Source organism: Confluentibacter lentus, from assembly GCF_002806995.1.
GTDB classification, from domain to species: domain Bacteria; phylum Bacteroidota; class Bacteroidia; order Flavobacteriales; family Flavobacteriaceae; genus Confluentibacter; species Confluentibacter lentus.
Genome location: NZ_NIHE01000002.1, coordinates 657,852 through 669,655, shown reverse-complemented (window position 1 = coordinate 669,655; position 11,804 = coordinate 657,852). Strand labels below are relative to the sequence as shown.

The following is an 11,804-nucleotide window of genomic DNA, read 5'->3' as shown; positions in this document are numbered from 1 at the left end:
TTCCGTTGAAATTTAATTCGGACTGGGTCCAGCTCTGGGCAAAGGCGTTGCACGACAGCAATAAAAAAATGAGGCAAATGAAATTTTGTAAAATCTTAATTTGAGAAATCATGATATGTAAATTTGGACTAATAGCAAGGCAAATTTAAAAAACCTTAATGGTATCATATTCTCTTTAAAGAGGTTATTCGTTTAATTGTGTCTATTTGGGGTTGATGTGAAAGGTTTATTAAAAACACCTACATTCTTTTCAAGAGATAAAATGAAAATAGTAGTATTTACCTGTTTTTAATTGATAGAAAATCGTTTTGGGCAAGATTATGACGCATAATTTAAGATGAAGGCTTTTTTAATTTCCCAAAAAACCTTGATACCACTTCCCTGAAGCCTTAATAATGCGCTGCTGACTTTCAAAATCGGTGTAAACCAATCCGAATCTGGGGTGATAGCCTTCTGCCCATTCAAAATTATCGGTAAAGGTCCAAACAAAATAACCTTCAACAGGTATGCCTTCATTTTTGGCTTTATAAACTTGCTCCAAATGGGATTGTAAGTAATGAAGTCGGTCAACATCTTCCACTTCGCCATTCATTAAAGTATCAGGAAAAGCGGCGCCATTTTCAGTAATGATAATTTTTTTAATGCCTTTATATTGATGGAATTGTTTAATCATGTTATAAATACTGGGCGGATACACTTCCCAATCCATCAAGGTGGTTTTTACATTTCGTTTGGAGGCTTTTACAATTTTAGCCTGTAAATAAGGCACTAAATAGCTGTGAGTAATCATTTCACGTGTATAATTCTGTACGCCAATAAAATCGAAATCGAAGGCAGCATTTTTTAAATCGTCTGGTTTTATATAACCTTCAATGCGTTTTAAAACAGGAACATCTTCTGTTGGATAACCCAAACCTAATGATGGTTCAACAAATAACCGATTCAACAAAGCATCTGCCTTTTTTGCAGCTTTAAAATCTCTAGGCGTATCTCGAAAAGGCGTTGTTTGTGCACATGAAAATGTAGTACCAATAAAAGCATCAGATACTAAATTCCGCAAGATTCTACCTCCAGCAGCTTGGCATAATACGGCATGATGAATGGCGGGCAAAAAGTTTTTTAAGCCTTTATAACCTGGCGCGTGCACGCCTAAAAAATACCCAGCACCCGTAAACACCATCGGTTCATTCAACACCATCCAATTTTTGACGCGATCACCAAAATGTGTGGCGCACGCTTCCATATAATTTTCAAACCAAGAAACGATGTCCCTGTTCGTCCAACCGCCTTTGTCTTGAAGCGCTTGCGGTAAATCCCAGTGGTAAAGCGTTACCCATGGCGTGATGCAACATGCTAAACAAAAATCAATCACTTTATTATAGTAATCAATACCTGCTTGACTGACATTTCCAATGCCATTGGGAATGATGCGCGACCATGCTAATGAAAACCTAAAGTTTTTAATGTTCATGGATTTCATTAACAAAATATCCTCCTCAAATTTGTTGTAGAAATCGCAGGCTATTTGTCCGTGATGGTTCTTAAACGTATTTCCTTTTTTAGCCGTGAATTGGTCCCAAATTGAAGCGCCTTTATCATGAACACTGTGCGCGCCTTCAATTTGATAGGCAGCGGTGGAGACCCCAAAAGCAAAGTCTTTTCCGAAATCTTGAGGTTTTAAATTGAAGTTTGTTTGGGGATGGTTAAAAGCCATAAAGTTTTTTTGAAATAGTTCTCGATACAATTTTCTTTACTGACTTCGACTGCGCTCAGTCTGACAGAAAATCGAACTGACAGTCGATGTGTTATAGATTTTCTTCTAATATTTTATCTATAATTTGTTCTGTTATATCAGGATAATCTACGTTAACAATCGTGTCGTTTTCTATCCAATCTTTAATATTTTTAAGGTACTTCTTTTTAAAGGATTTTATAACAGGAACGCCCATATCTTTTAAAGCTGCGGCATTACACTGTTGTTCATATTGGCCTTTCATGGGGATGACCAACAATTTCTTTTTCATAAAAAGGGCTTCGGCGGGGGTTTCAAAACCCGCACCACAAAGAATGCCTTTGCTAGTTGCCATACTCGTTACAAAAGCTTCATTGGTAATAGGCTGTACTGTGATATTTTTATCTGTGAATGTTTTTTTATTGTGTTTTGAAAATACCTCCCAAGTAACATCTTCAATTTTTGATAGTATGTTTAGTATTTTTTCATCATCATATGATGGTAAATACACCGTGTAATGGTCGCCCGTTGTGCAATTTGCCAATCGAATATCTTGCCTGATGACTGGTGTAAATATGGTGTCTTCATAAGCCTTAAAATGAAACCCATATTGTTTGGTTGTTGGCGCATATTTTTTAAGAATGAGTTTTCCTAAAGGGTCTTTCTTTTTAGGTTTAGGCACAATGGGTGATAATACGGCAGATTGATGACTTAAACTAACACACGGTATTTTTTTCAGTTTACAAGCCCAAGCTGATACCGGTTCAAAATCGTTGATGATTAAATCGTAATTTTCAACAGGAAGCGACATGATTTCCTTATGAAGTCGCATGGTTTTCGCTTTAAAATACGTTTTCCAAACATCCACACCGCCTTTTTTACCAAAGATGAAACTCAATCCTTTTAATTGATAGGTGATGGGATAGGGCAGATTAATATCCGCCTGGGTGCCGCTAACAAGAATATCCAACGCAACACCTTTTTTTTGTAAAATGGGAATAATATCGCGGGCTCTACTTAAATGGCCATTGCCGGTTCCTTGAATGGCATATAGTATTTTCATTGGGGGCGAATTATAACACGTTTGTTTTGGACTGCTTTGGCTCGGTTTGAAACTCTTTCATTAGATTTTGAAACAAATCTTTGGTTTCCAATAGTTCTTCGTCTTCATCATCTTCATCTTCTTCAGTATGTGTATCATCAATCATTAAATTATCCTTAAAGCTAAACAAATGCCAGGCGTTATCATAATATTCCAAAGCAGTTAAATTTTCCACCCAATCGCCCGAATTCAAATACATGACGGATCCTTCGGGCGTTTCTATTTTTTTTATTTCTGGTTGATGGATGTGTCCACAAACCACATAATCATACGCGTTTTCTATGGCAATGTCGGCAGCGATTTTTTCAAAGTTATTGATGAATTTTACAGCCGATTTCACACCATTCTTTATTTTTTTTGACATCGAAATAGGCCCTCTACCAAATTTTGAAGCCAAAAAGTTGATGGCACTATTCAGTAAAATTAGCGAATCGTAACCCACGGCTCCCAATTTGGCGATGTATTTAGAATGTTGCATGGTGACATCGAACACATCGCCGTGAAACACCCAGGTTTTTTTACCGTCCAGTTCCAGCAATTCTTTGTTGGAAATACTGAACGTACCCAATTGAAACCCGACAAATTTCCGAAGCATTTCGTCATGGTTTCCGGTGATGTAATTCACTTCTACACCTTTAGAAATTAAAGATGTAATGTGTTTAATAACCTTCATGTGCGACTTAGGCCAATATCGTTTGCTAAACTGCCAAATGTCTATAATATCGCCGTTTAGAATGACCCGTTCTGGCTTCACGGACTTTAAATATTTCAATAATTCTTTGGCACGGCATCCATACGTGCCTAAATGCACATCGGAAATGACAACAATATCAACAGCTCGTTTTTTCATGTGTTGGTATGATGATTTGGTTGTTATGTATTTTGAATTGGAGAGAAGATGGGTAGCCACTTAAACAAGTAGTTAGGGTTTCTACCAGTGTAGATTGATGATTTAAAAATATCATCATTTGCTTAAAAAAGGTCTTTCGCAAATAGTTGTATTATAAAACCACAAAGGTGCAACCTATATTTAAAATGTAGGTTAATTGATTGTTATTATGGGGTTAAGGTTGTGGTTTCGGGAGTTTCAAAATAGATGAGAACAAGCAATTGCTTATAACTATAGTTGACGATATTACTTTATTTAATTATACTTTTCCATTCATTGTTTAGTCCAAATTCGTTGAATCCATTATAAGAATCACTTTCAAAGTGTCCAATGTACCTTAAGTTCAAATCAAAAATACTATAACCGTTTTGCTGATGTCTAACTCCAAATCTCGTATTCTCTAGATTATTATTGAAAATCTGAATAAATTCGTTATTTACTTGTACAATGAATTCTACTGCTGTCAATGACATGTTGTAAATGAATAAACCATTATAATTTATATTAATATTAGGGTTTATCATTCTGTTTAGATTGGGATTAATCTGTCTATTAATATTTGGATTAAGCATTCTATTAATATTTGGATTAATCATCCTGTTGATATTTGGATTAATCATCCTGTTGATGTTTGGATTAATCATCCTGTTGATGTTTGGATTAATCATCCTGTTGATGTTTGGATTAATCATCCTATTGATGTTTGGATTAATCATCCTATTGATATTAGGATTAATCATCCTATTGACTGAAGGGTTCTTTGTCCTAGGTATAATCATTTTACAATGGATTTGGATTTAATAATATGATTAATTATAGAATCTAAAGGTACACAAACAGCATATCCTGAATTATAAAATTCTTCACGGGTAAATTGCCTTTCGTGTTTATTTCTCCATTCCGTCACAAAAGGTATATATCTTGAAATAACACCAATTATTTTAGTTTCACCATTATCTAAAGGATAAACAACTGGGCCACCACTATTACCATAAAAAGCAGGGCAATCAATTATAAAAGTGTTTTCTCTACTATGAATTCCGGCTACAATACCTTTTCTCAATAAAGGTCTATTTATATCAAAGAATTGAAATCCTTCTAGATAGAGTGATGAAGGAAATCCAACTTGGATCACATTTGAAGCAATTCGTATGTCTTTAAGAGCTAATAAATCATCCTCTTTTGCTGAAATAATATTAATTCCTTCTTGTTGAATTTCATAATTTTTGTCCTTAATAAGTTCGACAATTACTAAATCCTCTCCATTGAATTCACTAATTTTTGATTTTGACAAGTCAATAATTATAGTTTTTGCTTCCTCTGGTTCCCCAATACTATTTTGAGATGTACATAAAAATGAATCACTCCTCAAATTATTATTTTTATCAATAATTACATGTTTAGCAGTAATTAAATATTCATTATCATCTATATCAAGTCTAAAACCAGAGCCAGTTGAAACACCAAAGTCCATACTGCTTAAAAAAGCGGAATAGCTAAAATTTTCTGTTGTTAAACTCATTTTGTTATTATTACCGCCAACTTTACCGAATATAGTTGAATTTTTTTATAAAATTAAACCAAAAACATTTATATAGTTCCTCATCAAATTACTTCCAACAATAATAAACATCAAAAAAGCCCCTCCACAGAAAGGTAACGCTCACCCGTATCATAATTCATGGTAAGAATGGTTGCTTTTTTGTCGGCTGTTTCTAACTGTTTCCTAACGGCAGCCAATGAGGCACCTGTGGAAATACCCACTAAAATACCTTCGGTTTTTGCAAGATTTTGAACTTCGGCAAAGGCTTCTTCTTTGGTGATTTTAAAAACGCCATCTAGTATTTTGGTATTCAATACGGCAGGGATAAAACCTGGTCCAATACCTTGTAAGGGGTGCGGTCCGGGTTCGCCACCAGAAATAACTGGAGAATCATTTGGTTCTACAGCGATTGCTTTTAAGTTGGGAAATTTTTGTTTTAAAATTTCTGCCATGCCAGTAATATGGCCACCAGTACCAACGCCCGTAATTAAATAATCAACCCCCTCTGGAAAATCTTTAACAATTTCTAAAGCCGTTGTTTTACGGTGAATGTCTGGATTGGCTGGATTGGTAAATTGGGAGGGCATCCACGCATTTTTATTTTCCGCAAGCAATTCATCGGCCTTGGCGATTGTGCCTTTTATACCCAATTCTCTAGGTGTGAGCACCAATTTGGCACCATAAGCGGCCATGAGGGTGCGTCTTTCAACCGACATGGATTCTGGCATCACTAAAGTCAGTTTGTAGTTTTTAACGGCGGCAACCATGGCGAGACCAATACCGGTATTTCCAGACGTTGGCTCAATGATTTCCATGCCGGGCTTTAGAATGTGTTTCTTTTCGGCATCTTCAATCATGGCTAGAGCAATTCTATCCTTAATGCTCCCACCTGGATTGTCTTTTTCGAGTTTCATCCACACATGGGCATTTGAGAATAATTTCGACAATTTCACCACAGGGGTGTTGCCTATACTTTCTAAAATAGTATTGATTTTCATTGTTTTATACTTGTTATTAGTTTTTTAACTAATGTACTTAAAAAAGTTTCACAAAAATGAGATGACTATTTATTTAGTCATCAACTTGTGTAATTCCTTAGCAAACTGCTCTCCAAAATCTATAAATCCAGCACTATCATAATGCCATTTATCGGAGTATTTATAATATTTTGTGGTTCTTACAATCGCGGCTTTGCTATCGGTTTTGGCAAATTTTTCTTGGGCATAGGTTACCAAATCACCATAATCCCAAACAAGGCCATCGGCATCATTAAAGGAGTCGGATATTTTTCCAATTACTACTGGTAAATCATCGGTAAGCAGGCTGGCACGCATCAAGTCCATCAAACGTTTTAAATGATGGTAATAACGAAGGGCAATCTCTTCGGTTTTATCGGCATCGGATTCCCCTTGCATCCACAGAATCCCCGAAGGCACCAACACATCTTCTTTGCCATCATTATTAATATCTTTTACGCTTAGGGCATTTTTGATGGTTTTTAAATAATGGTCGTATTGGTTGATACCGTTTTTACCATTAAAATCGGCTTCCCAAGAACCAAAGGAACTCGCCGCCAAACTGTCTATGCTGGAGCCATTTCGGGAGTATTTAATCAAGGCGATTTTATCATTTGGATACAGTTCTTGCATGCGTTTGGCAAACGATAATTCAATACCAAATCTATCGGAATATTTATTGGTTTTCCCATCCGTTTGAAAACCGATGCCATGACCGGGTTTTAGCATGCTCCAATAACCCAAACCGCCAGAGGTATCGCCATCTATGGCAGAATTCCCATGAAAAATATAAACATTTTTAAATTCTTTGTTCAGTTCTTTTGGCAACTCTTTATTATAACCGAACCCTTCCATATTGGATTGTCCGCCTAAATAAAATACCCGAATGGTATCCTTTGCTTTTTGTGCAGATAAGGTGATTGGTAAAACGAATAGAATGGCAAGAAATAGATTTTTCATTTAAATTTAGTTTTGTGGTGGTTTTGTTTTAAAATGATTGTTAAACGAGTGAATTTAAAACATTTTTGTTAACTAGGATGTCACTTCGAGTGAATTTGTGGAGCAAGCGGAGCAAATTTGTATCGAGAAGCCATACAAATAAAGTTCTCGATACAATTCGCTTTGGGCGAATCACTCGAACTGACAATGATCAACGATAGAATTATAATACTATTTATAGAAATTCATATCATCTAAATACTTCCAAACGCCTTGTGGCAACATGGGCTGCACATTGATGCCTTTTTTTATGGCACTGCGGATGTAGGTAGAAGATAATTCCATAATCGGCGCTTCTACACGATGTATTTTTTGATGGTTATCGAATTGGGTTTCTATCGGTCCTTCTGAAATTCTTGGATAGACGTAGATATCATGATTTTCTAAAATCACCTGATAGTTTTTCCACTTGTGAAACCCTTTTAGATTGTCCTCACCCATAATCAAGCAAAAATCGTGTTGTGGGTGTTTTTCCTGTAGATAGGCAAGCGTATTTACGGTATAATTGGGTTGGGGTAAGTTGAATTCAATATCCGAAGGTTTTAACTTTGGATACTCTTTGGTGGCTAAATAAACCATTTCCAAACGTTGGTAATTATCTAACAACGTATCTTTCTTTTTAAATGGATTATGGGGGGTTACCACAAACCAAATTTGATCTAAATCGCTATGTTCGGCTAAATAATTGCCAATGACCAAATGACCAATATTTATGGGATTGAAAGAACCGAAATATAAGCCAACTTTCATGGTTTAGGAGTTTATAAAATTACCAACCAGTGTTTCGGCTTTTTTTAAAGCATTTTCCAAGACATCATTTTCAATAATGACATCGAATAAAGGCGCGGTAGCGAGTTCAGCAGAAGCTTTGGCAACACGCATGTTTATTTTATCGGCACTTTCGGTACTGCGTTTTTTTAAACGGATTTTAAGCTCGTCGATGCTTGGTGGCTTTACAAAAATGGCCAAGGTTTGTTCAGGAAATTTTCTTTTGATACGTAATCCACCAGAGACATCAATATCAAAAATGACGTGTTTGCCTTTTGCCCAAATACGTTCGACCTCACTTTTTAAAGTACCGTAAAAATTATCACGGTACACTTCTTCCCATTCCAAAAAAGATTCGTTTTTTATCTTCGTTTTAAAGGCTTCTGTGGATAGAAAATAATAATCCTTTCCATCAACCTCCTCACCACGTTTTTCTCTAGAAGTGGCCGAAATGGAAAATTCTAAGTTTAAGGCATCAATGCCCAATAAATGTCTAACAATGGTTGTTTTTCCAGAACCAGATGGTGCCGAAAACACAATGAGTTTGCCTTGTTTATTATGAGTAGTTTCTTCTGTTGCCAATTTTTTAATTTTTAAGCACTTCGACTGCGCTCAGTGTGACATTCTATTATCTATGTTCTATCGTCTATTTTCTATAAAACATTTAATAATTGTTCTTTTATTTTCTCCAGTTCGTCCTTCATTTGAACCACAAGTTGCTGCATAGGCGCATAATTACTTTTAGAACCAATGGTATTGATTTCACGGCCCATTTCCTGACTGATGAAGCCCAATTTTTTTCCGTTTGAATCCACCGAATCAATAGATTCTATAAAATAATTTAAATGGTTTTTTAAACGGACTTTCTCTTCAGTAATATCAAATTTTTCAATGTAGTACACCAATTCTTGTTCAAATCGGTTTTCATCGTACTTATCTTTTAATTCTTCAACACCTTTAAGCAAACGTTCCCTAACACCTTCAATGCGCGCAGGGTCCATAGCAATCACCTTATCCAATAAATCGCTTATAATAACAACACGATTATTAAAGTCTTTTTCAAGCACTTTCCCTTCATTAAGGCGGTAATTATTTAAAGCTTCAATGGCTTTAGTGATTTCCGCTTGAATGGCTTGCCATTCTTCTTCATCAATTTCTTCACGAACGGTGTTTAAAGCATCCGGAAAACGAACGGCCATTTTTAGGAGTTCCAATTCATCACCGTCCACCACTTTTTTAAGCTGATTGATATATTGTTTTACTATGGGTATATTTATTTGGGTAGAAGTATCTTCCGCAGTCATTTCTATAAAAATAGAGAAATCTATTTTACCGCGTTCTAAGGTATCAGCTAGAATTTTTCTAATATCCAATTCTTTTTCCCTATAAATAGAGGGCATTCGGGTATTTAAATCTAAGCTTTTACTGTTTAAGGATTTTAACTCGATGGTTATTTTTTTTGTTGGTAACTGCAAAACAGATTTTCCGTAACCTGTCATTGAATATATCATATATGCGGCATTTAGTTACACAAAGGTAATTAAAACCCTAAGGCAATGAAACATTTAGAGCACACTTCTATGGGTTTTGCTTAAGAACATCCAATCCACATTGCAAAAATTGTGCATAGTCGTCTTCATTTGGCGTGTATCCCACTGGAGAATTCAATATTTGTTTACCATCTGGACTTAAAAGCACATAATACGGTTGTGAGTTTGTTTGAAAGAACTGCGTTTGAAAATTTGCCCACTTATGTCCGTAATTTTCCAATTTTCTCGTCCCACCGTTGATTCGGTTAACAAGCACTTGCTGGTCTTCCGGAAGGTCTTTTTTATCATCGACATACAATGAAATCAACACATAATCATTTCTTAAATAATCGTCAATTCTCTTTTTAGGCCAAACATGTTCTTCCATTTTTCTACAGTTTACACACGCATATCCTGTGAAATCGAGCATGATGGGTTTGTTGACTTTTTGCGCGTATGCAATGCCTTCCTTTAAATCCTTAAAGCAATCTAAGTTATTCGGACAATCATTTGGATATAGAAAACTATAACCTACAGGCGGTGCCAAACCACTTAATAAAGTTAAAGGCGTGAAGGTCTTGGTTTCTTTATTAACCCTAAAACCAGAAGCTAAGTATATGACAAATGATGCCACTAAAACTCCAGAAGCGATTCTTAAAAACGATAATTTTTTTAAAGGCGAATCATGAGGAAATTTGATTTTTCCGAAGACGTATAATGCCAATCCAGCAAAAATGATAATCCATAAACCTAAAAAGACCTCAATTTTTAATAAGCCCCAATGTTTTACCAAATCGGCATTGGACAAAAATTTAAACGCCAATGCCAATTCAAAAAAGCCCAAAACCACTTTGGTAGTATTTAGCCATCCGCCTGATTTAGGTAAGGCGTTCATCATATTTGGGAACATGGCAAATAAGGCAAAAGGCAACCCTAGAGCCAACCCGAAACCGCCCATGCCTGCTGTTAGTTGCCAAGCGCCACCATCTGCTGTTAACGAGCCTGCTAAAAGCGACCCCAAAATAGGACCTGTACAAGAAAAAGATACCAATGCCAAGGTTAATGCCATAAAAAAGATGCCTAAAACACCACCAACATTTTCACCTTGAGTAGTTTTATTTGTCCAACTGGAAGGAATTGTTAGTTCATAATAGCCAAAAAACGAAAAAGCAAAAAATACAAAAACCAAAAAGAAAATAATATTTAGGGTGACGTTGGTGGAGATGTCGTTTAATATATCTGGGTTTATGGAATCCAATAAATGAAATGGGATACTTAATATCAAGTAAACAGCCAAAATAAAGAAGCCGTACAAAATCGCTTTTGAAATGCCCGCGCTTTTGTTACTACCACTTTTTTTGGTAAAAAAACTAACGGTTAGCGGAATCATGGGAAACACACAAGGTGTTAATAATGCCAATAAGCCACCTAAAAAGCCAAGTCCAAAAATACTCCAAAGTGATTTATCTTCCTTAGTTTCTGAAGAAGTAGAAGATATATCGGTGTTACAATTATTATTGGATTTAGCAAGGTCTATAGCTGTTAATCCGTATAAAAATTGATTAACAGAGGTGTTATCAACAGTGGTATTATTAGTTGCTTCCGCGGCATTATTTCCATTTAACTGAAACGTAAAATCCTCATAAATTTGTAAACAAACTTCTTTACAAACTTGACCTGTTAAAATAAGACTAACGGTTGAAACGTCCTTGTTTTTTAATTTGATCCGCTGTTTTAAAACGCCTTTGTGTTCAAAAAAAGTTTCAGTGACTTCAAAAATATCGTTGTATTTTTTTATGGTGTCACTTTCTACTGCTTTTCCAACAAGCTCAAAATTTTCATAGTTTTTATCACCTTGCTTTTTTGATATTTCTATAGGCAAAGAACCACCTTCAGCAGTATATTGGGAATATAAATGCCAATCCTTTTCAATATCAGCGGTAATCACTAAATCATATTCAGTATCGGATATTTTTTCAACGGACGTAGACCATTTCACAGGATCTAATATTTGTGAAAATCCGTTAAGGCCAAAAACAAAAAAAGCCAGTAATATGTAGTATTTCATCAAAAATTGAATTTATTCAAAGAAAAGCCTTGTATTTCTAAACCACAACGCTTTTAACATCATGATAGGAAAATAGTCGTAAATTAATTACGAACCTAATATACAAACCGAAAATTTGTTAAATGCAACCAAAGTTACTTTAATAAAAAATAGACTTA

Annotated in this window: 11 protein-coding genes; all 11 read right to left on the bottom strand. The window is 35.4% G+C overall.

Annotated elements, in window-relative coordinates; translation table 11 throughout:
* Positions 1-349 precede the first annotated feature (349 nt).
* Positions 350-1,714, bottom strand: coding sequence for a GH1 family beta-glucosidase (locus CDH50_RS06845; RefSeq protein ID WP_100611248.1), 1,365 nt, complete (start codon positions 1,712-1,714; stop codon positions 350-352).
* Positions 1,715-1,805: 91 nt separating this feature from the next.
* Positions 1,806-2,795, bottom strand: a complete 990-nt coding sequence (locus CDH50_RS06840) for a glycosyltransferase family protein (RefSeq protein WP_100611247.1) — start codon at positions 2,793-2,795, stop codon at positions 1,806-1,808.
* A 10-nt stretch (positions 2,796-2,805) separates the two neighbouring features.
* Entirely contained in the window at positions 2,806-3,684 is an 879-nt protein-coding gene (locus tag CDH50_RS06835) for a UDP-2,3-diacylglucosamine diphosphatase (RefSeq protein ID WP_100611246.1), read from the bottom strand.
* A 290-nt stretch (positions 3,685-3,974) separates the two neighbouring features.
* Positions 3,975-4,415, bottom strand: a complete 441-nt coding sequence (locus CDH50_RS06830; RefSeq protein WP_232731977.1) for a hypothetical protein — start codon at positions 4,413-4,415, stop codon at positions 3,975-3,977.
* Between the two features lie 83 nt (positions 4,416-4,498).
* Entirely contained in the window at positions 4,499-5,245 is a 747-nt protein-coding gene (locus CDH50_RS06825) for a trypsin-like peptidase domain-containing protein (protein WP_100611244.1), read from the bottom strand.
* A 110-nt stretch (positions 5,246-5,355) separates the two neighbouring features.
* On the bottom strand, positions 5,356-6,264 hold the full coding sequence (cysK, locus tag CDH50_RS06820; RefSeq protein WP_100611243.1) for a cysteine synthase A: 909 nt from the start codon (positions 6,262-6,264) through the stop codon (positions 5,356-5,358).
* Between the two features lie 69 nt (positions 6,265-6,333).
* Entirely contained in the window at positions 6,334-7,242 is a 909-nt protein-coding gene (locus CDH50_RS06815; RefSeq protein ID WP_100611242.1) for a sialate O-acetylesterase, read from the bottom strand.
* Positions 7,243-7,452: 210 nt separating this feature from the next.
* Entirely contained in the window at positions 7,453-8,031 is a 579-nt protein-coding gene (gene nadD, locus CDH50_RS06810; RefSeq protein WP_100611241.1) for a nicotinate (nicotinamide) nucleotide adenylyltransferase, read from the bottom strand.
* A 3-nt stretch (positions 8,032-8,034) separates the two neighbouring features.
* Complete coding sequence (gene gmk / locus CDH50_RS06805; protein WP_100611240.1) at positions 8,035-8,631, bottom strand: guanylate kinase; 597 nt, start codon at positions 8,629-8,631, stop codon at positions 8,035-8,037.
* 71 nt (positions 8,632-8,702) lie between these two features.
* A complete protein-coding gene (locus CDH50_RS06800) occupies positions 8,703-9,560 on the bottom strand; it encodes a YicC/YloC family endoribonuclease (RefSeq protein ID WP_100611239.1) in 858 nt (285 codons plus the stop codon).
* Positions 9,561-9,627: 67 nt separating this feature from the next.
* Positions 9,628-11,646 carry a protein-disulfide reductase DsbD family protein gene (locus CDH50_RS06795; protein WP_100611238.1) on the bottom strand — a complete coding sequence of 673 codons (2,019 nt, stop codon included), beginning with the start codon at positions 11,644-11,646 and terminating at the stop codon, positions 9,628-9,630.
* Positions 11,647-11,804 lie beyond the last annotated feature (158 nt).

What these genes read in the sequence shown, in the direction of transcription:
- CDH50_RS06815 (WP_100611242.1), bottom strand. Translation starts at nt 7,242, where the DNA reads ATGAAAAATCTATTTCTTGCCATTCTATTCGTTTTACCAATCACCTTA.
- CDH50_RS06825 (WP_100611244.1), bottom strand. Translation starts at nt 5,245, where the DNA reads ATGAGTTTAACAACAGAAAATTTTAGCTATTCCGCTTTTTTAAGCAGT.
- nadD (WP_100611241.1), bottom strand. Translation starts at nt 8,031, where the DNA reads ATGAAAGTTGGCTTATATTTCGGTTCTTTCAATCCCATAAATATTGGT.
- CDH50_RS06845 (WP_100611248.1), bottom strand. Translation starts at nt 1,714, where the DNA reads ATGGCTTTTAACCATCCCCAAACAAACTTCAATTTAAAACCTCAAGAT.
- CDH50_RS06835 (WP_100611246.1), bottom strand. Translation starts at nt 3,684, where the DNA reads ATGAAAAAACGAGCTGTTGATATTGTTGTCATTTCCGATGTGCATTTA.
- cysK (WP_100611243.1), bottom strand. Translation starts at nt 6,264, where the DNA reads ATGAAAATCAATACTATTTTAGAAAGTATAGGCAACACCCCTGTGGTG.
- CDH50_RS06840 (WP_100611247.1), bottom strand. Translation starts at nt 2,795, where the DNA reads ATGAAAATACTATATGCCATTCAAGGAACCGGCAATGGCCATTTAAGT.
- CDH50_RS06795 (WP_100611238.1), bottom strand. Translation starts at nt 11,646, where the DNA reads ATGAAATACTACATATTACTGGCTTTTTTTGTTTTTGGCCTTAACGGA.
- CDH50_RS06800 (WP_100611239.1), bottom strand. Translation starts at nt 9,560, where the DNA reads ATGATATATTCAATGACAGGTTACGGAAAATCTGTTTTGCAGTTACCA.
- CDH50_RS06830 (WP_232731977.1), bottom strand. Translation starts at nt 4,415, where the DNA reads ATGATTAATCCAAACATCAACAGGATGATTAATCCAAACATCAACAGG.